The sequence below is a fragment of the Stenotrophomonas sp. genome (assembly GCF_059505245.1).
The window spans coordinates 33,592-55,062 of record NZ_JCACKF010000024.1 but is presented as its reverse complement, the minus strand read 5'-3'; the positions used below and the strand labels follow the sequence as shown (position 1 = coordinate 55,062).

At 68.7% G+C, this 21,471-nt stretch carries 20 protein-coding genes; 7 read left to right on the top strand and 13 right to left on the bottom strand.

Annotated elements, in window-relative coordinates:
• Nucleotides 1-105 precede the first annotated feature (105 nt).
• The 5 genes from AC5JLE_RS10520 to AC5JLE_RS10500 form a co-directional block, all read right to left on the bottom strand.
• The gene (locus AC5JLE_RS10520) at nt 106-1,368 is read right to left on the bottom strand and encodes an RNA polymerase sigma factor (protein WP_032959269.1); all 1,263 of its coding nucleotides are present in this window, start codon (nt 1,366-1,368) and stop codon (nt 106-108) included.
• A gap of 45 nt (nt 1,369-1,413) precedes the next feature.
• A complete protein-coding gene (locus AC5JLE_RS10515) occupies nt 1,414-1,770 on the bottom strand; it encodes a DUF1428 domain-containing protein (protein ID WP_032959272.1) in 357 nt (118 codons plus the stop codon).
• 23 nt (nt 1,771-1,793) lie between these two features.
• Entirely contained in the window at nt 1,794-2,204 is a 411-nt protein-coding gene (locus AC5JLE_RS10510) for a VOC family protein (protein ID WP_164110279.1), read from the bottom strand.
• Nucleotides 2,205-2,240: 36 nt separating this feature from the next.
• Nucleotides 2,241-2,663 carry a VOC family protein gene (locus tag AC5JLE_RS10505; RefSeq protein ID WP_032959273.1) on the bottom strand — a complete coding sequence of 141 codons (423 nt, stop codon included), beginning with the start codon at nt 2,661-2,663 and terminating at the stop codon, nt 2,241-2,243.
• Between the two features lie 67 nt (nt 2,664-2,730).
• Nucleotides 2,731-3,144 (bottom strand): YciI family protein, encoded by a 414-nt coding sequence (locus AC5JLE_RS10500; protein WP_014645771.1) that lies wholly within the window; start codon nt 3,142-3,144, stop codon nt 2,731-2,733.
• Nucleotides 3,145-3,880: 736 nt separating this feature from the next.
• On the opposite strand from AC5JLE_RS10500, the gene AC5JLE_RS10495 reads away from it, so the two are divergent.
• Nucleotides 3,881-4,288 carry a YciI family protein gene (locus AC5JLE_RS10495; protein WP_164111008.1) on the top strand — a complete coding sequence of 136 codons (408 nt, stop codon included), beginning with the start codon at nt 3,881-3,883 and terminating at the stop codon, nt 4,286-4,288.
• On the opposite strand, the gene AC5JLE_RS10490 is transcribed toward AC5JLE_RS10495, so the two are convergent.
• On the bottom strand, nt 4,266-6,347 hold the full coding sequence (locus AC5JLE_RS10490) for an SMP-30/gluconolactonase/LRE family protein (protein WP_197561891.1): 2,082 nt from the start codon (nt 6,345-6,347) through the stop codon (nt 4,266-4,268). The genes AC5JLE_RS10495 and AC5JLE_RS10490 overlap by 23 nt on opposite strands.
• A 165-nt stretch (nt 6,348-6,512) precedes the next feature.
• Between AC5JLE_RS10490 and AC5JLE_RS10485 the strand changes: the two genes are divergently transcribed.
• The gene (locus AC5JLE_RS10485; RefSeq protein ID WP_496065288.1) at nt 6,513-8,033 is read left to right on the top strand and encodes a hypothetical protein; all 1,521 of its coding nucleotides are present in this window, start codon (nt 6,513-6,515) and stop codon (nt 8,031-8,033) included.
• A gap of 98 nt (nt 8,034-8,131) precedes the next feature.
• Here AC5JLE_RS10485 and AC5JLE_RS10480 read toward each other — a convergent pair whose 3' ends face one another.
• Together AC5JLE_RS10480 and cycA are read right to left on the bottom strand one after the other, a co-directional pair.
• On the bottom strand, nt 8,132-8,908 hold the full coding sequence (locus tag AC5JLE_RS10480) for a lytic transglycosylase domain-containing protein (protein ID WP_495233411.1): 777 nt from the start codon (nt 8,906-8,908) through the stop codon (nt 8,132-8,134).
• Between the two features lie 162 nt (nt 8,909-9,070).
• Nucleotides 9,071-10,444, bottom strand: a complete 1,374-nt coding sequence (gene cycA / locus AC5JLE_RS10475; protein ID WP_053496312.1) for a D-serine/D-alanine/glycine transporter — start codon at nt 10,442-10,444, stop codon at nt 9,071-9,073.
• 230 nt (nt 10,445-10,674) lie between these two features.
• On the opposite strand from cycA, the gene AC5JLE_RS10470 reads away from it, so the two are divergent.
• Nucleotides 10,675-12,291, top strand: coding sequence for an EAL domain-containing protein (locus tag AC5JLE_RS10470; protein WP_049441460.1), 1,617 nt, complete (start codon nt 10,675-10,677; stop codon nt 12,289-12,291).
• 218 nt (nt 12,292-12,509) lie between these two features.
• On the opposite strand, the gene AC5JLE_RS10465 is transcribed toward AC5JLE_RS10470, so the two are convergent.
• Both AC5JLE_RS10465 and AC5JLE_RS10460 read right to left on the bottom strand, forming a co-directional pair.
• Complete coding sequence (locus AC5JLE_RS10465; RefSeq protein WP_014645765.1) at nt 12,510-13,694, bottom strand: MFS transporter; 1,185 nt, start codon at nt 13,692-13,694, stop codon at nt 12,510-12,512.
• Nucleotides 13,691-14,869 (bottom strand): serine hydrolase domain-containing protein, encoded by a 1,179-nt coding sequence (locus tag AC5JLE_RS10460; protein WP_495233412.1) that lies wholly within the window; start codon nt 14,867-14,869, stop codon nt 13,691-13,693. The genes AC5JLE_RS10465 and AC5JLE_RS10460 overlap by 4 nt, the downstream gene beginning before the upstream one ends.
• A gap of 230 nt (nt 14,870-15,099) precedes the next feature.
• On the opposite strand from AC5JLE_RS10460, the gene AC5JLE_RS10455 reads away from it, so the two are divergent.
• The gene (locus tag AC5JLE_RS10455) at nt 15,100-15,999 is read left to right on the top strand and encodes a LysR family transcriptional regulator (protein ID WP_014645763.1); all 900 of its coding nucleotides are present in this window, start codon (nt 15,100-15,102) and stop codon (nt 15,997-15,999) included.
• 210 nt (nt 16,000-16,209) lie between these two features.
• Nucleotides 16,210-17,817, top strand: coding sequence for an ATP-binding cassette domain-containing protein (locus tag AC5JLE_RS10450; protein WP_495233413.1), 1,608 nt, complete (start codon nt 16,210-16,212; stop codon nt 17,815-17,817).
• 81 nt (nt 17,818-17,898) lie between these two features.
• Here the strand turns inward: AC5JLE_RS10450 and AC5JLE_RS10445 are convergent, their stop codons facing one another.
• Nucleotides 17,899-19,224: a GTP-binding protein gene (locus tag AC5JLE_RS10445; RefSeq protein ID WP_495233414.1), complete on the bottom strand. Its 1,326-nt coding sequence runs from the start codon at nt 19,222-19,224 to the stop codon at nt 17,899-17,901.
• A 69-nt stretch (nt 19,225-19,293) separates the two neighbouring features.
• On the opposite strand from AC5JLE_RS10445, the gene AC5JLE_RS10440 reads away from it, so the two are divergent.
• On the top strand, nt 19,294-19,665 hold the full coding sequence (locus AC5JLE_RS10440; protein WP_046428559.1) for a MerC domain-containing protein: 372 nt from the start codon (nt 19,294-19,296) through the stop codon (nt 19,663-19,665).
• 76 nt (nt 19,666-19,741) lie between these two features.
• Here the strand turns inward: AC5JLE_RS10440 and AC5JLE_RS10435 are convergent, their stop codons facing one another.
• Nucleotides 19,742-20,026, bottom strand: coding sequence for a metal-sensing transcriptional repressor (locus AC5JLE_RS10435; RefSeq protein WP_041863029.1), 285 nt, complete (start codon nt 20,024-20,026; stop codon nt 19,742-19,744).
• Nucleotides 20,027-20,074: 48 nt separating this feature from the next.
• Here AC5JLE_RS10435 and dmeF point away from each other — a divergent pair, with 48 nt between their 5' ends.
• Nucleotides 20,075-21,034, top strand: coding sequence for a CDF family Co(II)/Ni(II) efflux transporter DmeF (gene dmeF / locus AC5JLE_RS10430; RefSeq protein ID WP_032961767.1), 960 nt, complete (start codon nt 20,075-20,077; stop codon nt 21,032-21,034).
• Nucleotides 21,035-21,119: 85 nt separating this feature from the next.
• Here dmeF and AC5JLE_RS10425 read toward each other — a convergent pair whose 3' ends face one another.
• Complete coding sequence (locus tag AC5JLE_RS10425; RefSeq protein ID WP_032961769.1) at nt 21,120-21,404, bottom strand: hypothetical protein; 285 nt, start codon at nt 21,402-21,404, stop codon at nt 21,120-21,122.
• Between the last annotated feature and the right edge of the window lie 67 nt (nt 21,405-21,471).

Sequence of the window (21,471 nt, the reverse complement as noted above, 5' to 3'; positions counted from 1 at the left end):
CAACCGCTCCTCGGTCAATACGCACGGATCGCGGACGCTGATGCGTCCGCTGGGCGCGAAACATAGCCGCTCAGGCGGCCGGCGACAAGTGCTGCCTTTGTCGGCTCAGTCCGTGGGGGGCAGGCCCGCCCGTTGCCGCAGCAGTCCGCGCTCGGCCTGGTTCTGGCTGAGCCGAGCGGCCTGGCCAAAAGCGTCACGTGCGTCCTGCTCACGCCCCAGTGCCTGCAGCAGCTCGCCGCGCACCACCTGCAGCGGCGCATAGTCGCGCAGGCGCGCGTCGACCAGCAGGGGCTGCAGCTGCGCCCACGCGGCGAACGGGCCTTCGCTGCGCAGGATCGCCACCACCCGGTTCAATGCCACCACCGGCGAAGGTTGCACCTGCAGCAGCTGTGCATAGAGCGCGGCGATACGCGGCCAGTCGGTCGCGTCGGCGCGCCGCGCAGCCGCATGGCAGGCCGCGATGCGCGCCTGCAGCACATAGGGATCCTGGTCGCCACCGATGGCCAACGCGCGCGCCAGCACCTGCTGCCCGCGGTCGATCTGCAGCCAGTCCCAGCGCGCGCGGTTCTGCTGGTCCAGCAGCACCGGCGCGCCCTGCGCGTCCACCCGTGCCGCTGCGCGCGAGGCCTGCAGTTCCATCAGCGCCAGCAGGCCCAGTACCGGCGGCACCGGCAACCGATGCGCCAGGATGCGGGCCAGCCGCAGCGCTTCCTCGCACAGCGCCGGGCGCATCCAGTCATCACCGGCGCTGGCGGCGTAGCCTTCGTTGAACACCAGATAGATCGCTTCCAGCACCGAGGCCAGGCGCTCCGGCATCGCGTCGGCGCGTGGCACTTCATAGGGCACCTGCTTCTGCGCCAGCGTGCGCTTGGCGCGCACGATGCGCTGGGCGATGGTCGGCTCCGGCTGCAGGAACGCACGCGCGATCTCGACGGTGGTCAGGCCACCGAGCAGGCGCAGGGTCAGTGCCACCCGCGCATCGGCCGGCAGCACGGGATGGCAGGCCACGAACATCAGCCGCAGCAGGTCATCGCCCAGGTCGTCCTCCAGTGCCTGGCTGTCATCCGGCGCCGGCAGTGCCGCCGGATGCAGTTCCTCGCCCCACTGCGCATGCTGCTGCGCCACCCGCTGGTGCTGGCGCAGCACATCGATGGCACGGTTGCGCGCGGTGGTCATCAGCCAGGCTCCGGGGTTGTCCGGGATACCCTGCTCCGGCCAACGCTCCAGCGCGGCCAGCCAGGTGTCCTGGGCCAGCTCCTCGGCACGGCCGACATCGCCACCGAGCAGCCGCGCCAGGCGCGCAATCAGCACTGGCGACTCCATCCGCCAGAGGGTTTCCAGACGCTGCGTCAGTGCGGGCTCGAGCATGCGCCGATCACAGCACGCACGCCCGGCCCGCACAAGCGCCGCAGCTCACGCTTCAACAATCGGCTTGAAGCCACCCCAGAACATGCGCCGGGTATCGAACGGCATGTCCTTCGGGCCCAGCGACGCCAGCCGCGGGTCGGCCATCACCTTTGCGTTGATGCGGTCGCGTGCCGCGCGCGAGCGGAACACCACGAAGGCGACGATCACCGTCTCGCCCGGTTTCGCCTTGACCGCGCGCGGGAACGAGGTGCTCTTGCCCGGCGCCACATCGTCGGCCACGCATTCCATGTACTGCAGCGCGCCATGGTCCTTCCACACCGCGCCGGCCTTGCGGGCAAGGCGGCGGTAGGCCGCCACCTTGTCCTGCGGGCACGGCAGCACGTAAGCGTCCACGTAAGCCATGCGGGTTCTCCCTGCGGCGGCCGTCAGCCCGGCTCGCCGTCCATGTGTGCGATTTCCCAGAGATGGCCATCCAGGTCCTGGAAGCCACGCTGGTACATGAAACCGTAGTCGCGCGCGGGCTGCGGTTCACTGGCGCCGGCCGCCAGAGCCTTGTCCACCATCACGTCCACCGCCTTGCGGCTGTCCGCCGACAGGCAGGTGATCACCTCGGACTGGCTGCGTGCGTCGGCGATCGGCTTGGTGGTGAACTGCTTGAAGAACGGCTGGGTCAGCAGCATCACGAAGATGCTCTCGCTGATCACCATGCAGGCGGCATCGTCATTGGTGAAGGTCGGGTTGAAGCTGTAGCCCAGCGCTGCGAAAAAGGTCTTGGACGCGTTCAGATCCTGCACGGGCAGGTTGACGAAGATCATCTGCGGTTGCGGTGCACTCATCGGTGAAGCTCCTTGGGGATGAAAGAAAGAGAGGAATCAGGGCTGCTTCATGCAGTTGACCATCCACGGCTTGCCATAGCGGTCGATCAGCATGCCCCAGCGGTGCGCCCAGAACGTTTCGGCGATCGGCATCTGCACCTGGCCCCCCTCGGCCAGCGCGGCAAACACGCGTTCGGCTTCTTCGATGCTGTCGACATCAACATTGATGGTGGTCGAGCCACCCTCGCCGCCGCCGGGGCCGTCGGCCGCCATCACGATGGCGTTGCCGATCTCCAGCTGGCTGTGCGCAACGTGGTCCAGGGTTTCCGGCGGCATCTCGTTGCATCCCGGCGAGCCATCGGAGGGCGGCATGTCGCGGTATTTCATTTCCGAAGTGACCTGGCCACCGAGTGCCTTGGCGTAGAACGCCATCGCCTCGTGGGCCTGGCCGCTGAAGCCGAGGAAGGGAATCAGTCTCATGGCAATACTCCGTGATGTGGTTCAGGGCGGTAGCGCCGGGTCGTGCCCGGCGTGGAGATGAATCGGGTCAACCTTCCAGCTGTGCACGCAGACGCTGTTCCTGCTGCTGTAATTCGGGGGTGAAGGCTTCACCGAAGTCTTCAGCGGAGATCAGGGGACGCAGTTCGAGCGTGCCGCCACTGCCGAACGGCGCGCGGCTGGCCCATTCAACCGCTTCGTCCAGCGACCGCACCTCCCACAGCCAGAAGCCGGCGATCTGTTCACTGGCAGGACCGAACGGACCGGCCTCGACCTGGGGTGCCCCGCCGCCGAAGTGAATGCGACGGCCGCGCTGGGTGGCGTGCAGGCCTTCACCGGCCAGCATGATGCCGGCGGCCACCAGTTGTTCGTTGAAGGCGCCCATTTCGGACAATTCCTGTTCGCTGGGCATGCGGCCGGCTTCGGAGTCGGCGTTGGCCTTCACGATCACCATCACTTTCATTGCGGTCTCCCGTGGGGACGCGTGGTGCGTGCCCTTCATTGGGTACAACGAACCAGGGGGCTGGGAATCGACACGTCCTCTGAAAATTATTTCTTCCGTGGAAAGCGCGCCTTCGGCGGAGGTCGGCGAACGGCGGAGCCCCTCCGTGGTGGGTTGGGTTGGTCGCTGAAAGCGCGGGTTCATGGGTTTGGCCGGGTGGGTAGGCGGGTCGGGGGACGCCGTAAACCCATCCATGGGGGCTTGGCCGCGGCATCCATGCCGCGGACACCCCCGCCCCGCCTACCCACCCGGCCCTGGACAGTTTCCTGCCTCCGGTACCCACCACGGGAAGATCAAGAGAAAAGGCAACAGCAACAGCGACAGCAACAGCAAAAGCAAAGGCGGTTGGCTGGCGGCCTCTGCTTTGCGAGCGAAGCGACCCGCTTTTGCTCTTGATTGTTGATTTCCCGTGGTGGATCGGCCGCCGGAATCTGTCTGGGGCCGGGCGGGTGGGGTTGGCGGGGTATCCGCGCCATGGATGGCGCGGCTAAGCCTCCAGGGACGGATTCACGGCGTCCCCGCCAATCCCACCCGCCTGGCCCACCCTCAGGAAACCCGCTTTCAGCGACCCACCCAAACCCACCACGGAGGGGCTCCGCCGTTCGCCGTCCCCGCCGCAGGCGGCTTTTCGCGCTGCAGCATGCCGGCGGGCAAACCTGCGCCATCATGGACACCCCGCCCCCGCCAGGACCGTCCCATGCAGCAGTACCTGCTTCTGATCTATATCGAGCCTGCCCTGCTGCAGGCCCTGCCCATCGAAGAATTCAACGCGCTGATGCGCGACTGCCTGGCCCACGCCGACAAGCTGCAGGCCCAAGGCACGCTGCTGGCCGCGCAGAAACTGCAGCCGGTCGACACTGCACAGACCCTGCGCGTGCGTGATGGCAACAGCCGTGTTCTCGATGGCCCGTTCGCCGAAACCCGCGAACTGCTGGCCGGCTTCAACCTGATCGTCGCCCGCGACCGCGACGAAGCCATGCGCATCGCCCGCGACTTCCCGTGGGCGCGCTTCGGCAGCATTGAAGTGCGGCCGCTGGAAGACATGGACGCCGAGCGCGAACGCTGCGGCGCCCCGGCTGCGGCTATGGCAGCAGCCGTACCCTGATCTCGCGCGGGCCGACGCCTTCGTTGCCGCTGTAGTCGCGCACGCTGGCGCGCACGATGTACTCGCCCGGCGGCAGCGCCGCCGGCTGCCAGCGCCCGGTTTCCATCAGGCCGTCGCGCACGGTGTTGGTGGCCAGGTAGCGGAACCGGGTCACCGCGCTGCCGTGCACGGTGATACCACTGTCGGGGGCGTAGGCCACCCGCACCGCTTCCTTCTGCGGCGGCATGCGGTTGAACACGATGTTCCAGCGTGGCTGTTCATAGCCCTGCAGCGCTCGGCCATCGGCGTCGAGGATCTGGTAACCGACCTGGTACATGCCCAGGCGGCGGCGCGGCAGGTTGTTGTCGACCTGGTCCCAGGCCTCGACCACGATCTGCACGCCGCGGCCATGGCGCGCCACCATCACCACGCCATCGCCGCCCGCCGCCATCGGCTGGTCGTTGTCGTCCAGCAGGGCCACATCGGTGATGCGCGGCGCGAAGTGGTCGGCGTAGCCCTGGAAACCCAGCGCCACCGCGTTGGTCTCGAAACCACCGGTACCCACGGCCAGGTGCACGTGCGCCTGGTTGTTGATGCTGCCCAGGCGGTCACCGACGTGGATGCGCATGCCGCGGCGCACGCGCATCCGCTCCAGCCTGCCCTGCTCGTCATACAGCGCCTGCCAGCGCGTATCGTAGGGTTCGTCGCGCGGGGTGCGGCCGACCCGCATGTGGATGTACTTGAGGCGATCCACGACCAGGCCCTCGGCCTGCTCACCCAGGCTCCAGGCGGCCACCGGGCTGCTGATCTTGCCTTCGGCGATCGCCAGCACGGTCTGGCCCACATCACCGCGCACGTCGAAGCCGCCATGCAGGTGGTGGCGGCTCTCACCGGTGAAGTTGCCGCGCACCTCGCCCAGGGTGCCGACCACTTCGTGCCAGCCGTCCTGCGGTGCCAGCGGCCAACGGCCCCCGGTCTTCGGCAGCGCGGCATCGGCAGCCGGGCCGACCAGTGCCGGTGCCGGCAGGTCGCCCACCGGCAGCGGGCGCAGGCGATGCAGGCGGTAGCTGGCGGCGTCGGCCACCAGCACGCTGCCATCGGCATCCAGCGCCAATCCGCTGGGGCGGGCCAGCCGCGGCAGGCGGCCATTGCCGACCAGCGCGATCTGATGGCCCTGCGGCGTCACCTGCACGATGCGGCCATCGAGATCACCCACGTACAGCACGCCGTCATGGGTGGTGGCCAACGACAGCGGCCCATTGATCACGCCACCGGCGGCGACCACGGTGCTGACCGTACCATCGGCACCCACCCGGCGCACGGCGTTGTTGAACAGGTCGGCCACCAGCAACGCGCCCTGCGCGTCGAAGGCCAGCGCCACCGGCGTATCGAAGCGCGCAGCGGCGCCCACGCCATCGGCAAGGCCCGGCCGATCACCACCGGCCAGGGTACGCACGCTGCCATCGGTACCGATCACCCGGATGCGGTCATTGAACGTGTCCGCTACGTAGACCTGGCCCTGCTGGTCCACTGCAACGCCCATCGGCGCATCGAAGCGGGCCTGCGCGGCCGGGCCGTCGGCGTGGCCCTGTTCGCCACCGGCCAGCGTGGTCACCTGGCCATCGGTGCTGATGCGGCGGATCGCATGGTTGCCGGTGTCGGCCACATACAGGTTGCCCTGCGCGTCGGCGGCAATGCCCGAAGGCGTGTTGAAACTGGCCTGCAGTGCAGGGCCATCGACACGTCCCTCGCCCTGCCCGGCCACCGTTTCAACGCGGCCATCGGGAAGGCGGCGACGGATCCGGTTGTTGTCGCCGGCATCGGTGAAATAGACGCTGCCATCGGCACTGCGCAGCAACGCGTACGGATCGGCGAAGCGTGCCTGCGCGGACGCGCCATCACGGTCACCCGGATGGCCATCGCCGGCCAGCGGTTCGATCTGCGCGGTCCACGCCAACGGCGTCGGAGCCGGACCCGCCGGTTCAGCCAGCGTATGCAGCGGTGTCTCCCACCAGGTCGCAGCCAATGCCACTACCGTCGCCAACGCTACGCCTGCCGCCATCCATTGCCACCGTGCCATCGTGCTGCGCTGCCTGCCTGCTGTCTGAAGAGGCACCGACAATAGACGCTGCGCGTGCGATCCGCCACGGCCGATTGTGCGGCTGAACGCCAGAATTCGCTCCGTCGTGCTTGTCCTCGCTGGCTGCAGCAGGTTCAATGCGGTTCCCACGGATGGAGATTCTCCATGCCCCGCGTTCTCCCGCTCACCGCCCTGCTGCTGGCCGCATTGGCCAGCACATCCGCCACTGCTTCGATCACGGTGGCGCCGCAGAAGCCGTCAATCACCGCCGATGCGATGCATCAGGCCTATGCCACGCGCTGGGATGAGGCCATCCAGCAGTCACGCAGTGGCAACACGCTGGGCGCGCTGATCAGCATGGAACGGCTGATGGAGGATCCCCTGCTGGACGACTTCGATGCCGAGCATCGTGGCCGCGCCTCGCAGGTCGCTGGCTGGACCGCACTGATGCAGAAGAAGCCGGCCCTGGCCCGCCGCTACCTGCAGCGGGCGCAGGAGGCCCTGCCGGAGGATGCACAGATCCTGCTTACCCAGGTGTCGGTGGAACTGTCGGACAACCAGCCGGCCGCAGCCACCACCTTCCTGGTGAAGGCACTGCAGCATGCCGACGCGCCGCTGCCGGTTGATCACCATGCCATCAACTACCTGCAGTACCGCCTGCGTGACCAGCCGATGAAGCGCATGGACCTGCTGCAGGCGCTGTTTGACAACGGCTGGAAAAGTGGCGGCCTGGAGCCCACCGGGCTGTGGCTGACGCTGGCCACGCTGCAGGCCGACAATGGCCGTGGCGACGGCATTCCAGCCACGCTGGCGCGCATCGACAGCCCGGCCGAGATCATCCGCCTGCGCAGCGACAAGCGCTTCGACCGTTATGTCGATCGCGGCGATGCGCGCTTCGATCCGGTGCAGGCGGCGCAGCGCCACCTCGATGAACTGCGTGTTTCCGGCCTGCTCGACCGTGCACTGGACGCGCGCATGGCCGAGTTCAGCACCACCCTGCTCATGCTGGACCGCAACGAGGAAGTGCTGTCGTTGACCGAGGGCATGGCCGGTGCCGCGAGCAACGGCGAATCACCTGCCGCCGCCGAAGCGGAATGGGTGGCCTGGCTGCTCAACAGCCGGCTCACCGCACTGCGCCGGCTGGGCCGCACCGATGAGGCACTGGCCACGGCGCAACAGGCCCAACGCATCGGCGCACTCGGCCCGGATGGTGTCGAGCACCAGATGAATGTCGGCTTCGTCTTCAGTTCGCTGGGGCGCATGCAGGACGCTGCGCAGGCAGTGAATGACATGCCGGGCCTCGCCGGCTACGGCAAGGCCGCGCAGGCGCTGCTGCAGTTCGCCGCCGCCCGCGAGCGCGGTGATGCCGAGGCGCGCGACGCAGCACGCGCGGTGATCCTGGCCCAGCGCGAGGATGCCCGCCTGTTCCATCGCGAAATGCTGCTGGAGGAAGGCAACCTGGACGGTGCCGCCGCCGTGCTGATCGAACAGCTGCGCTCGCCCATCGAACGCGGGGAAACCCTGGCCAGCCTGCAGGACATGCGCACCTATCCGTCATTGCCGGGCGATGTGCGCATCGATGCCGCGTGGCGTGCACTCAAGCAGCGTGCCGACGTGCAGGCCGAGGTGGCACGCGTCGGCCGAATCGCGCGCTACGACCGGGTCAGCCCCCCCCCCTCGCGCTGAGCGGTTTTTTGTTTAGAGCCGAGCCTTTGCGGGGCTGCAATTGGCGCAGCCGAGCATCGGCTCGGCTCTACAACGCCACGTGCAGGCAGCACCGTCCGCTAGCGCGCCGGCACTTCGGTGCGGATGCCCATCGCTTCGCGGTAGCGTGCGTACAGCGCCATCACCTTGTCCACGTAGGCCAGGGTTTCGGCGTAGGGCGGCACGCCCTTGTAGCGGGTGACCGCACCGATGCCCGCGTTGTAGGCAGCCGCCGCCAACGGGCGGTCGCCGTTGTAGCGGCGCAGCAGCGCGCGCATGTAGCGCGCGCCACCCTCGATCGACTGCTGCGGCGAGAACGGATCGCTCACCCCGTATTCCTGCGCGGTTTCGGGCATCAGCTGCATCACGCCCTGTGCGCCCTTGCTGGATACCGCCAGCGCGTCGAAATTGCTTTCGGCGTGGGCGATGGCACGCAGCCAGGCATCATCGACGCCGGTGGCCCTGGACGCGGCCTTGAACTGCCGGGCGTGCTGCGCCAGCTGCGGCGTGCCGACCTTGCCCAGGCCCTCGTGCGCCGGCTCGCCTGGCGGCGTGGCCACGGTGAACTTCAGGAACACCCGCGAGCCGGGCAGGTTGCGCGTGGAGTAGACCAGCGCCCCGTCCTGTTCGCGCTCGTACAGCACGCCGCTGAACACGCCCATGTTGCCCCACAGGTTCGGGGTCTGGACGGTGTTGTCGTCGATCTCCTTCGGCGTGCACCGCGATCCCGGCTCCGGCGCGGTGGCCAGGCTGACGGTGTTGCCCTGCACGCAGCGGTAGACGGTGCGCGCGGCGGCCAGCCCGGGCCACAGGCTGGGCAGCAGCAACAGCGCGAGCAGGAGGGGGCGAGGGGACATGGCGGCCGGATGATCCGGCCGTGCCCGCTAATGTTGGGTGAATGGGGGCCGGCAGGGCGGCGTCCTGCACCCGTGGTAGTGCCGGCCGCTGGCCGGCAACCTCCCGCGACCTGCCGGGGTCAGATCCCGTTGCTGAGCAACGGGATCTGACCCCACTTCGGATCACTTCGCGGTCCTCCGACGCACCCAATAGCCCACGCCCAGCAGCACGAACCACGCCGGGCTGGCGATCAGCGCCTGGCGGGTGTCGCCCTGCAGGCTCAGCAGCCCCAGCACGGCGGCGAAGAACACCAGGCACGCCCAGCACATCGCGACGCCGCCGGGCATCTTGAAGATCGATGCAGCATGGCGCTCCGGATAGCGACGGCGATAGGCCATGTAGGCCACCAGGATCAGCGACCAGACGAAGATGAACAGCACCGTCGCCAGTGTCGTCACCAGGGTGAAGGCGGTCACCAGGTTGGGAATCAGGTAGATCAGCAGCGTGCCGCCCAGCAGGCACAGGCACGAGAACAGCAGGCCACGGGCCGGCACTGCGGCGCGCGACAGTTTCGACAGCCCGCGCGGGGCGTGGCCCTCTTCGGCCAGGCCGTACAGCATGCGGCTGGTGGAGAAGATGCCGCTGTTGGCCGAGGACGTGGCCGAAGTCAGCACCACGAAGTTGATCAGGCTGGCGGCGGCGGGAATGCCGGCCAGCACGAACAGCTGCACGAACGGGCTCTTGTCCGGCACCACCTGGCGCCACGGGGTGACCGCCATGATCGCGATCAGCGCCAGCACGTAGAAGATGATGATGCGCACCGGGATCGAGTTGATCGCCTTGGGCAGGTTGCGCTCGGGGTCGGCGGTTTCGGCGGCGGTGGTGCCGACCAGCTCGATGCCGACGAAGGCGAACACCGCAATCTGGAAGCCGGCAAAGAAGCCGACCAGCCCCATCGGGAACATGCCACCGTCATTCCACAGGTTCGACAGCGACGCGGTGTGGCCGCTGGGTGAGGTGAAGCCCCACGCCACCAGCCCGGCGCCAGTGATGATCAGCGCGCAGATCGCCACGATCTTGATCAGCGCGAACCAGAATTCCATTTCGCCGAACAGCTTCACCGTCACCAGGTTCAATGCCAGCAGCAGCATCACGCAGGCCAGCGCCGGTTTCCAGGCTTCAAGCCCGGGGAACCAGAACTGCGCGTAGGCGGCAATGGCGATCACATCGGCGATGGCGGTGACGATCCAGCAGAACCAGTAGGTCCATCCACAGAAGAACCCGGCCCACGGGCCGAGCAGGTCGGTGGAGAAATCGATGAAGGATTTGTACTGCAGGTTGGACAGCAGCAGTTCGCCCATCGCGCGCATCACGAAGAACAGCATCGCGCCGATGATCAGGTAGACGAAGACGATGGAGGGGCCGGCCAGGCTGATGGTCTTGCCCGATCCCATGAACAGGCCGGTGCCGATGGCACCGCCGATGGCGATCAGTTGCAGGTGGCGGTTGGACAGGCTGCGGCGCAGGTGCTCGGGGGGCGTTGCGGGCTCGGTCATGGGCGCGGGCAAAAGGGGCGGGCGAAGCATTCGACGGTAGTCCTCCGCGGCGCCGAGCGCCAGCGCCAGACGGACCTATTGCGTCAAAGCGGGCCGCTTTCACCACAATGTGACCGAATACCGTATTGATCCCATTCCGCCCGGCCCGGCGCCATGCTCAGATAGCCGCACCTGCCCAAGGACCGGCCCACCATGCGCCCTGCCCCGCCCGCCCCGCTGGAGCCCCGGCCATGAGCCGGCTGCGCGTCATCATCGGCGGCACCGCCCTGGCCCTGCTGGCCGCTGCGCTGCCGATCGCGGTCATGGCCTACGCCACCTGGGACCGCGCGATCAGCGTCGAACAGCAGCGCCTGCGCGACATCGCCGATCGCACCCTGCGCCGCTCCGACCTGTCCTACCAGGAAGCGCTGGCGGCACTGAAATCGGCCGAGGCCGGCGCCTACGTACCCTGCAGCCCCGAACACATCCGGCGCATGCAGACCCTGGTGATGACCACCCCATCGATCGACCAGATGGGCTACTTCGAAGGTGGCAAGCTGCGCTGCACCTCGTGGGGTCCGTTCCTGTCCGATGTGGATCAACCCACGCCGGACCACGTCACCAGCGATGGCGCAGGCATTGCAGTGGATGTGCGCCCGGAAATCAGCGGCCGCCGCCAGGTGCTGGCGGTCCTGTATGGGTCCTACGACGCACTGGTGGACCCGCGCCGCTTCGTCGATGTCATTGCCGACCCGAACGTGCGGCTGGCGCTGGCCAGCCCCGATGGACGCCTGCTGGCCAAACAGCCCGGCCTGGATCCGGACCTGCTGCAGGCACTGCTGCGCGACCCCGGCGAAGGCCTGGATCACGCCACGCTGTTCGCCAGCGCGCGCAACGAGGAATGGCTGGCCATCGCCACCACGCCGCGCACCGCGCTGGCCGCCGCCTTCCGCCAGCAGGCATGGCTGTACGTGCCGGTCGGCCTGCTGCTGGCCGCCGCCGGGGCCGGCCTGGTGATCTGGCTGTCGCGGCGCCGCCTGTCGCTGCGCGGTGAGCTCGCCACCGCCATCCGCCGCCGCGAGCTGTACCTGCATTACCAGCCGATCATCGAACTGGACACCGGCATCTGCGTCGGTGCCGAGGCGCTGGTGCGCTGGCAACGCCCGGATGGCACCCAGGTGCGGCCGGACCTGTTCATTCCGCTGGCCGAAGAGGCCGGCATGATCGCCGACGTCACCGACCTGGTGATCGAGAACGTGGTGCGCGACATGCGCGAGCTGCTGGTGGCCGACCGCAGCGCGCACATCGCGATCAACCTCGCCGCCGAAGACATCAGCAGCGGCCGCGCCCTGAAGATGATTTCCCGGCACATGGCCGGCAGCGGCATCCTGCCGCAGCAGATCTGGATGGAGGCCACCGAACGTGGCTTCCTCGACCTGGACCGCGCGCGCACCATGCTTGCCGCCGCCCGCCGCGCCGGCCACAGCGTGGCGATCGACGATTTCGGCGTCGGCTTCTCCAGCCTGCAGTACCTGCAGCAGCTGCCACTGGATGCGCTGAAGATCGACAAGTCGTTCATCGATGCGATCGGCACCGAAAGCGCCACCAGCCCGGTCACGCCGCACATCATCGACATGGCCAAGGAGCTGGGCCTGTGGGTAGTGGCCGAGGGCGTGGAAACCGAAGCGCAGCTGGCCTACCTGCACAGCCGGCATGTGGAATTCGGCCAGGGCTGGCTGTTCTCGCGGCCGCTGCCGCGTGATGAGTTCGTCGCCTTCCACCACAAGCGGCAGCAGCAGTACGGCGCTGCACGCGAGCACATGCAGAACCCGCGCAGCGTGCCGATCGAGCGTGAAGGGATCGAGTAGGACGGCCAACGGCAGAGCCCCTGGTGGTGGGTCGCGTACAGCTATCCCGGCGTTGGCCGGGACGGTCTCTGACAGGTTCCGGCGGCGGCCCTACCACGGAATCAACAGAAGAAAGCAAACGCGGGTCGCTGCACTCGGTAGATCCACGCCATGCGTGGATGGCGCGGCCCACGGTAGTGCCGGCCGCTGGCCGGCACCGCGCCAGCATTGATCGGCGCTTACGCCCACGCCTTCGGCCGTGCCAGCAACCACGCGACGGTCACCGCCAGCAACAGCAGCGGCAACCATCCCAGCTGGCTCGGGCCGCTGGCCTGCAGCAGCACGCCGCCTGCCACGCCGCCGGCCGCAATGGCCAGGTTCCAGCCGGTCACCAGCATCGACTGCGCCAGGTCCGCAGCGGCGCCGGCGCGTCGTGCCAAGGCGGTCTGGAACAGGGTCGGCACCGCGCCGAACGCCACGCCCCACAGGATCGTCGCCAGCAGCAGCGCGCTGGCCACGCCGGGCCATACCAGCAAGGCCAGCACCGGTACGATGAAGCCGATCACCGCCGCCCACACCAGCGCACGCAGGTGGCGATCCACGCCCCAACCAGCAATCCCGATGCCGGCAATCGCCGCCACGCCGAAGGCGAGCAGCAGCCGGTCCAGCCACGGGCCGGCACCCGCCTCCACCGCCAACGGTTCGATGTAGGTGTAGAGCACGTTGTGCGCCAGCACGTACAGCACCATCACCAGCAGCGCGCTGCGCACGCCCGGCATGCGCCAGACCTTGGCCAGCGACGCACGTTGACCGGCACCGGCCGCTGGCAGCGCCGGCAGTGCCCAGCGCGCGTACGCCAGCAGGCCCACGCCCAGCACGCTCATCAACGCGAACGCCCAGCGCCAGCCGACCTGCTGGCCCAGCAACGTACCGGCCGGCACGCCCAGTGACAGCGCCAACGGCGATCCCACCATCGCCACCGCGATCGCGCGCCCCTGCAGCGACGGCACCACCATGCGTGCGGCATAGCCAGCCACCAGTGACCACAGCAGGCCACCGCTCACCCCGGCCAGGAAACGCGCAGCAAGGATCAGCGCATAGCTGCTGCTCAGCGCCGTCAACGTGTTGACCACCACGAAGCCAGCGATGGCCGCCAGCAACAGCGGACGCCGCGGCAGGCGCTGGGTCAACGCCGTCATCGGCAGTGCTGCCATCACCGAGCCCAGCGCATACACGCTCACCAGCTGGCCCACCGCCGCATCACTCACGCCCAGGCTGTCGCCCATCGGTCGCAGCACGCCGGCCGGCAGGGTCTCGGTCAACAGGGTGATGAAGCCGCCGCCTGCCAGCGCCAGCAGGCCCGCCCACGGCAAGCGTGTGGCCTCACCGGCCGGGCTGGCCGCATCGATGGCGTGGCCGCTCATCGCGCAGCCTCCAGGTCTGCATAGACCGCATCGCGCAGGTCATCGACGAAGGCACCATCCATGCCTTCGTACAGGGTGTTGGTCAGCGCCACCACGCTCAGCCCACGCGCCGGATCAACAAACCAGCTGTGCCCATAAGCGCCGCCCCAGCGCCAGGTGCCTTCGCGCTGCGGCGTGCCGCTGGCAGCGGCCTCGCGCAGTACTGCAAAGCCCAGCCCGAAGCCCCAGCCGGCCGGTTCCGGCGGCCCAAATTCGCCCACCTGCGGGCTGGCCATCTCTGCCGCCAGCGCGGGCGGCAGCAGGCCGGAGCGCTGCACGTCACGCAGCGCCTCCAGCACCGACATCACGTCATCGGCAGTACCCACCAGGCCGGCGCCGGCCGAAGCGAAACGGCTGGCATCGAGGGCACGCGCAAGGCTGTACTCGATGCCCACCGTTCCCTCGAACGGCACGACCACCTCCCCTTCCTGCAGGCGATGCGGCTGGGGCGTGTCGCTCACATACGGCGTGGCCAGCCGTGCGGCAGCGCGCGTGGCGAACGCGGTATCGCGCAGGCCCAGGGGGGCAGCCAGCAAACGCTCGAACAGCACCTGCAGCGTTTCACCGGTCGCCGCTTCGGCCACTGCACCGGCCACGTCCACGCCCAACGAGTACAGCCATTGGCTGCCCGGTTCGAACAGCAGCGGCGCCTGTGCGATACGGCGCACGTTCTCGGCCAGGGACACCGGGTTGGCGTCCATGCCATCGCTGACGCCGGCCCGGGCGTACGGTCCGTGCGCATCGGCTTCCAGGAAACGGTAGCCCAGCCCGCTGCTGTGGCTGAGCAGCTGGCGCAGGCTGATCGGCGGCCTGCGGCCATCGGCCAGCGCCGGCCGGAAGTCCGGCAGCCAGCGCTGCACCGGCGCATCGAGGTCGAGCACGCCCTCGGCCACCAGGCGCAGGATCACCGTGCTCAACAGCGGCTTGCTGACCGATGCCAGCCGGAACAGCTGATCGTGCTGCATCGGCAGGGCCGACTCGCGATCGGCCTGCCCGGTCGCGCTGGCATGGCGCAGCACGCCGTGCTCGCACACCAGCACCACCGCACCGACCAGGCGCGTCGGGTGGACCTGCTGCAGCAGCCGCTGCACCGAAGGCAGCATCGGTGCAGGTTCGAGGGAAAGAGCGGCATTCATCGCGGTGATCCGTGGGGAGAGGCCCGCCACGTTAGGCAGCACGGCGCAGCGCAAAAAGCCGGTTGCCGCTCCGGGCATCATGGACCGTGGAGTCCGCAATCGGCATGATGGCCGGAACTGCAAGGCCGCAACAGCAGGCGCCGCCACCCTGCACCAGAGTGTTGCGGTGGCGGCGCCGCCCGCCGTGATCACGCCGCCCCTACCCTGCCGCTTTCATTGCCCCTACGCCGATGTCAGTCCTGGACAATCTCGCCAACCTGCAGACCTTCGTGCACGCCGCCGACACGCGCAGCTTCGTCGAGACCGGGCGCCTGCAGGGCATCTCCGCATCTGCCGCCGGCAAGTGCGTTGCCCGGCTGGAGCATGCACTGGGCGTGCGCCTGTTCCACCGCAGCACGCGCAGCATCACGCTCACCGCCGAGGGCCAGCTGTTCCTGGCGCGCTGCCGGCGCATCCTCGACGAGCGCGATGCCGCACGCACCGAGCTGGCACAACCGCACGCCACGCCCAGCGGCACGCTGCGCATCAGCCTGCCGCTGGTCGGCGATCTCACCCTGCCGTTGATGGCCGAGTTCATGGCGGCGTATCCGGACATCCGCCTCGACCTGGATTTCAGCGACCGCCTGGTCGATGTCATCGAGGAAGGCTTCGATGCGGTGCTGCGCGTCGGTGAACCCAGCGACTCGCGGATGAACGCACGCCGGCTGGGGGTGTTCCCGCGCCGTGTAATCGCCTCGCCGGGCTACCTGCAGCGCCGCGGGGTTCCGCGCACGCCGGCGGAACTGATGCAGCACACGCTGCTGCACTATCGCTTCCCCAGCACCGGCAAGCTGGAGCCGTGGCCGATCCACTGGCCCGATGACGAAGCACCGCAGGAACTTCCGGTGCACATGGTGGCCAACACCATCGAAGCGCGGGTGGCGCTGGCACTGCGTGATGTCGGCCTGGCCTTCGTGCCGGTGCACTCGGTGCGCGATGCGCTGGCCGACGGCCGCCTGGTCACCGTGCTGGAGGATCATGTGCACTCCTGCGGCACCTTCCACCTGCTGTGGCCTTCGGGCCGACACGTACTGCCGAAGCTGCGGGTGTTCATCGACTTCGTCGGCGCCCGCCTGGGTACCGTGCCGTAGATCCACGCCATGCGTGGTGCTTAAGGTCAGCCGAGCATGGCTCGGCTCTACCGCTGCACGCAGCCATTCAGCCAGTCCCGCTATACTGGCCCCTCATTCCTCCAAGAGGCTCGCGACCAATGCGCCATTGATGCCGCCGTCTTCCCATCAGACGGCCTGACTCTTCCCGCCCCTGCGCGCAGGGGAGAACCCGGCATCCATGGAGGTCGCATGACCCCGTATTCCCTCACGCTCGATCGCGTGTCGTATCGACTGGCCGACGGCCGCCCGCTGTTTTCCGATCTGACGTTTTCCTTCGATCCGGTCGCCACCGGCCTGGTCGGTGCCAATGGCGCTGGCAAGAGCGTGCTCGCACGCCTGCTCGCCGGCCGGGTGCAGCCAGAGAACGGGCAGGTACGCGGCAGCGGCCGCGTGTTCCTGTTGCCGACGCCCGGCTATCCACCCGCTGGCACGGTCGGTGAACTGGCCGGCGTTGGCGCTGAACTGGCCGCACTGCAACGCATCGAAGCCGGCAGCGTGGACGAGGCCGACTTCGCCTGCGTCGGCGACCGTTGGGACCTGCGCGAGCGCCTGCAGCAGCAATGGCAGGCGCTACGGCTGCCCGACGACCTCGATCCGGCCCAACCCGCCGCGCGCCTCAGTGGCGGCCAGGCCATGCAGGTGGCGCTGTCCGGCGCCTGGGCCAGCGGCGCTGATTGGCTGATCCTGGACGAACCCAGCAACCACCTCGATGCCCGCCATCGCCAGCAGTTGTACGAACGGTTGCAGCAGTGGCGCGGCGGCCTGCTGGTGATCAGCCATGATCGGGAACTGCTGGCGCACATGCAGCAGATCGTCGAGCTCGACGCGCGCGGGCTGCATCGCTATGGCGGGCCGTGGCAGCACTACGCCGACGCGCGTGCCGCCGAACGCGAAGCGGCCGCGGCACAGCTCGACCACGCCCGCGCCCAGCACCGGCAGCAGCAGCGCAGTGCGCGCGAACAGCACGAACGCCAGCAGCAACGCCAGGCACGTGGCAATCGCGATGCAAAGCAGGCCAACCAGGCGCCGATCCTGCTCGGCCGACAGAAACAACGTGCAGAGGGCAGCCACGGCCGCGCACAGCAGGTACAGGCCGAGCGCCTGCAGGCCAGCGCAGACCAGCTGCGCGCTGCGGCCTCGGCGGTTCACGCCACACCGGAGCTCGCACTGTTTGCCGGTGAGGGGGAACGCGGCAGCGCACGCCTGCTGCAGGCCGAGTCGCTGGTGCTGCCGCATGGCTGCCGCGCGCCGTTGCAGCTGGACATCCGCCGCGGCCAGCGCATCGCCGTGGTTGGTGACAACGGCAGTGGCAAGTCCACGCTGTTGCGAGTGTTGGCCGGCCAGTTGCCTGCACGCAGTGGCAACGTACAACGGCATGCACCACTGGCGCTGCTCGACCAGCAGCTGCTGGGGCTCTCCGGCGAGCGCAGCATTCTCGACACCGTGCAGGCTGCCAACCCGGCGGCCGATACCGGTGAACTGCGCACACGGCTGGCCCTGCTCGGGCTGGACGCGCAACGCATCCAGCGTGCAGCCCATCACCTCAGCGATGGCGAACGGGTGAAAGGCGCGCTGGCCAGCGTGCTGTATGCCGATCCCGCACCGCAGATGCTGCTGCTGGACGAGCCCGGCAATGCGCTCGATCTGGGTGCCCTGCAGGCGTTGGAAGAACTGCTGGTGGCATGGCCGGGCGCGCTGGTGATGGTCAGCCACGACCGGCACCTGCTGCAGGCGTTGCAGCCGACGCAGGTGTTGCAGGTGAGCACCGGGGGTTGGCAGTGGCGTGACGCCTTGTAGATCCACGCCATGCGTGGATGGTGTATCGACCAGGGGTAGTGCCGGCCGCTGGCCGGCAGCCCATGGATCCTCAGTGCACCGTCACCGCTTCCACACCGGGAACGCCTGCGGCAACTGATGCCACAGCAGCGGGCCCGCACGCAGCTCCTGGTCGTTGAGCAGGCAGGCATCCAGTTCCGCACGTACCGCACGCTCATCCATGTGCACGCCGATCACCACCAGCTCCTGGCGGCGATCCCCCCACAACGGGTGCCACAGGCGCTGCATCGCCGAGTGCGCGGCCGCATCCGGGAAGTCTTCCGGCCCCGGCAACGGTGCGCTCCAGCAATCGGCCTGCTGCCGCGCCCAGCCCAGGTCGCTGTACGGCAGCGGCGTGGGCGGCAGCAACGGCGGCGTGTCCTCCAGCCCGGCACGCACGCGATCGCGAGCGGCGTACCAGAACCCCGCCGCCTGCGTCCGCGTCGCGGCACCTACGGTGTTCAGCTCGCCCACCCAGTCCATGCGGTTGGCCAGCCAGAACCAGCCCTTGCTGCGGATCACGCCCGGCATGCCCGACTGCAACGCGCGGGCGAAACGCGCGGGATGGAACGGTCGCCGCGAGCGGTAGACGAAACTGGCGATGCCGTACTCCTCGGTTTCCGGCGTGTGCTCGCCACGCAGCTCCTTTACCCAGCCCGGCGCACGTTGCGCACGCTCGAAGTCGAAGCGACCGGTGTCCAGCAGCTCGGCCAGCGGCACGTCACCGAAGCTGGACAGCAGCAGTTTCGCGTCGCGGTTCAGGCCACGCAGCACGGCCAGCGTGTCCTGCAGCACTTCGTCATCGGTCTGATCGACCTTGCTGACCACGATCACGTCGGCGAACTCGACCTGTTCGCACAGCAGGTCGACCACGCCGCGATCGTCATCCCGCCCAGCCTGCTGGCCACGCTCGGCCAGGCGCAGCGTCGAGCCGAAGTCGGCGAGAAACGCGCTGCCATCCACCACCGTCACCATCGTGTCCAGGCGCGCGATGTCACTCAGGCTGAAGCCCTGATAGTCGCGTACCGCGAAGGTGGCCGCCACCGGCATCGGCTCACCGATGCCCGTCGACTCGATCAGCAGATAGTCATAGCGCCCCGCATCGGCCATGCGCCGCACTTCCTGCAGCAGGTCATCGCGCAGCGTGCAGCAGATGCAGCCATTGCTGAACTCCACCAGCGTCTCTTCGGTGCGGCGCAGTTCGGCGCCGCCCTCGCGTACCAGCTGCGCATCGATGTTGACCTCGCTCATGTCGTTGACGATGACCGCCACACGCAAGCCCTCGCGGTTGCGCAGGATCTGGTTGAGCAGGGTGGTCTTGCCGGCCCCGAGGAAGCCGGACAGCACGGTGACCGGAAGGCGACGGTCGGCGCGGGAAACAGTGTTCATGTCGGAGCGGGTTGGCTGCGGAACGGAAATGTTACTGTATAACAATTTCTGCGCAAGGAACCTCCCCCCATGAAGTCGCCTTCTGCCGCCCTGCTTGATGCCAGCGCGGTCGCCCTGTCCAGCCTGTGCCTGCTGCACTGCCTGGCGCTGCCCCTGCTTGCCGCCGCGCTGCCGCTGTTCGGCACGTGGGCCGAAGCGGAATGGGTGCATCTGCTGTTCGTGGCCATCGCCTTGCCGCTGACCGGCTACGCGCTGTGGCGGGCAGAACGCCGTCACCCGCTGCCCGTGCTGGCCTGGGCCACCGCCGGCGCCGGGCTCGGCCTGCTGCTGGCCGGCGCGTTGGCGCTGCCCTCGCACGACTGGGAAACACCGATGACGGTCACCGGCAGCCTGCTGCTGGCCGCCACGCATATCTGGAACGCGCGACACCGCCACGGGTAGTGCCGGCCGCTGGCCGGCAACCTCATGAACGGGGAAGACAACCTGCAGTCGCCAGCCAGCGGCCGGCACTACCTGGTCATTTGCCGTAGCGGCGCAGCAGCTCGACCAGCACCTGGGCCTCGGCCGCCCGCTGCTGCGGGTCTTCGGCGCCCACCACGTGTTCCTGCAGGTGCTCGTGCAGCAGCTCCATCAGCAGGCTATGGGCGGCACCGCGCACGGCGGCAACCTGCACCAGCACGTCCGCACAGTCGCCGGCCTCACCCTCCGGCCTGTCCAGCGCCTGCTCCAACGCCGCCACCTGTCCGCCGATGCGGCGCACCCGGGTCAGCAACTGCTTTCGATGCTTGTGTACATGAGCCATGCCGGAATCATATACCCTATGGGGGTATCCACTCCACCGCTGGCCCCCATGCACCTGGACGCCCTTGCCGCCGCCCGTCGCCACGAACACCGCTTCGACGACGGCAACCCGCTGGCCGAACGCAATACCCGCCGCGCCCTGTGGCTCACCGTCAGCATGATGGTCGTGGAGATCGTCGGCGGCTGGTGGTTCAACTCCATGGCCGTGCTCGCCGACGGCTGGCACATGAGTTCGCATGCGCTGGCGCTGGGCCTCTCGGTGTTTGCGTACCGCTGCGCACGCCGCTACGCGCACGACCCGCGCTTCGCCTTCGGCACCTGGAAGATCGAGATCCTGGCCGGCTATACCAGCGCCATCGCCCTGCTCGGCGTGGCCGCGCTGATGGCCGTGCAGTCGCTGGAGCGGCTGTGGGTACCAGCACCGATCCACTACAACGAAGCCATCGCCATCGCGGCGGTCGGGCTGGGCGTGAACCTGCTGTGTGCCTGGTGGCTGCACGACAGCCCGGGCCACGCGCATCATCACCACGGCCATGACCACGGGCATGGCCACGAACACCACGACCACGGGCATGCGCACGGTCACGACCTCAACCTGCGCTCGGCCTACGTGCACGTGCTGGCCGACGCCGCCACCTCGGTGCTGGCCATCGTCGCCCTGCTCGGCGGCAAGCTGCTCGGCCTGACCTGGCTGGACCCGGTGATGGGCCTGGTTGGCGCCGTACTGGTCACGGTGTGGGCGGTCGGCCTGCTGCGCGACAGCGGCCGCATCCTGCTCGACGCGCAGATGGACGCGCCGGTGGTGGCCGAAGTACGCGAAGTGATCGAACAGGGCCCGTGGCCGGCACGCCTGGCCGACCTGCACGTCTGGCAGGTCGGTCGTGGCAAGTACGCGGTCAGCGCCAGCGTGGTCACCAGTGACGCCACGCTGGATGCCGATACCGTGCGCAACGCCCTGGCCATCCACGAAGAACTGGTGCATGTAACGGTGGAGATCCACCGCAGCTGATTTTGTCCGACTGCCGTCGCACTTGTAGAGCCGAGCCATGCTCGGCTGCCGCAGGCCATCAGCCGAGCATGGCTCGGCTCTACAGTCAGAGCTTCAGCATCATCCGCAGCAGGTACATCAGCAGCGGCAGCGCGCTCAGCACCGCACCGCTGATGCCGATCCATGGCCAGCGCTCGCCACGCACGCGCGCGGCCACTGCCAGGCCGCCGCCCACCAAGGCCGCGCCCAGCACGCCCACGCCCAGCCCAGCGGCCATGCCATTGCCACCGGCAGCGACTGCCGCCTGCGCCGCCACGGTGCCTGCCCCCCACCCCACAGCAATCCCCAGCCAACTGGCCACGCCGCACCACGGTGCCTTGCCCTGCGCCATCCGAAAACCCCTGTGTCCTTGCCGAATTTCTGTACGGGCCACGCCCGCGTGCTGCCTACACTAGCCG

Coding starts and splice junctions, on each gene's coding strand:
- AC5JLE_RS10520 (WP_032959269.1), bottom strand. CDS start 1,368: ATGCTCGAGCCCGCACTGACGCAGCGTCTGGAAACCCTCTGGCGGATG.
- AC5JLE_RS10515 (WP_032959272.1), bottom strand. CDS start 1,770: ATGGCTTACGTGGACGCTTACGTGCTGCCGTGCCCGCAGGACAAGGTG.
- AC5JLE_RS10510 (WP_164110279.1), bottom strand. CDS start 2,204: ATGAGTGCACCGCAACCGCAGATGATCTTCGTCAACCTGCCCGTGCAG.
- AC5JLE_RS10505 (WP_032959273.1), bottom strand. CDS start 2,663: ATGAGACTGATTCCCTTCCTCGGCTTCAGCGGCCAGGCCCACGAGGCG.
- AC5JLE_RS10500 (WP_014645771.1), bottom strand. CDS start 3,144: ATGAAAGTGATGGTGATCGTGAAGGCCAACGCCGACTCCGAAGCCGGC.
- AC5JLE_RS10495 (WP_164111008.1), top strand. CDS start 3,881: ATGCAGCAGTACCTGCTTCTGATCTATATCGAGCCTGCCCTGCTGCAG.
- AC5JLE_RS10490 (WP_197561891.1), bottom strand. CDS start 6,347: ATGGCACGGTGGCAATGGATGGCGGCAGGCGTAGCGTTGGCGACGGTA.
- AC5JLE_RS10485 (WP_496065288.1), top strand. CDS start 6,513: ATGCCCCGCGTTCTCCCGCTCACCGCCCTGCTGCTGGCCGCATTGGCC.
- AC5JLE_RS10480 (WP_495233411.1), bottom strand. CDS start 8,908: ATGTCCCCTCGCCCCCTCCTGCTCGCGCTGTTGCTGCTGCCCAGCCTG.
- cycA (WP_053496312.1), bottom strand. CDS start 10,444: ATGACCGAGCCCGCAACGCCCCCCGAGCACCTGCGCCGCAGCCTGTCC.
- AC5JLE_RS10470 (WP_049441460.1), top strand. CDS start 10,675: ATGAGCCGGCTGCGCGTCATCATCGGCGGCACCGCCCTGGCCCTGCTG.
- AC5JLE_RS10465 (WP_014645765.1), bottom strand. CDS start 13,694: ATGAGCGGCCACGCCATCGATGCGGCCAGCCCGGCCGGTGAGGCCACA.
- AC5JLE_RS10460 (WP_495233412.1), bottom strand. CDS start 14,869: ATGAATGCCGCTCTTTCCCTCGAACCTGCACCGATGCTGCCTTCGGTG.
- AC5JLE_RS10455 (WP_014645763.1), top strand. CDS start 15,100: ATGTCAGTCCTGGACAATCTCGCCAACCTGCAGACCTTCGTGCACGCC.
- AC5JLE_RS10450 (WP_495233413.1), top strand. CDS start 16,210: ATGACCCCGTATTCCCTCACGCTCGATCGCGTGTCGTATCGACTGGCC.
- AC5JLE_RS10445 (WP_495233414.1), bottom strand. CDS start 19,224: ATGAACACTGTTTCCCGCGCCGACCGTCGCCTTCCGGTCACCGTGCTG.
- AC5JLE_RS10440 (WP_046428559.1), top strand. CDS start 19,294: ATGAAGTCGCCTTCTGCCGCCCTGCTTGATGCCAGCGCGGTCGCCCTG.
- AC5JLE_RS10435 (WP_041863029.1), bottom strand. CDS start 20,026: ATGGCTCATGTACACAAGCATCGAAAGCAGTTGCTGACCCGGGTGCGC.
- dmeF (WP_032961767.1), top strand. CDS start 20,075: ATGCACCTGGACGCCCTTGCCGCCGCCCGTCGCCACGAACACCGCTTC.
- AC5JLE_RS10425 (WP_032961769.1), bottom strand. CDS start 21,404: ATGGCGCAGGGCAAGGCACCGTGGTGCGGCGTGGCCAGTTGGCTGGGG.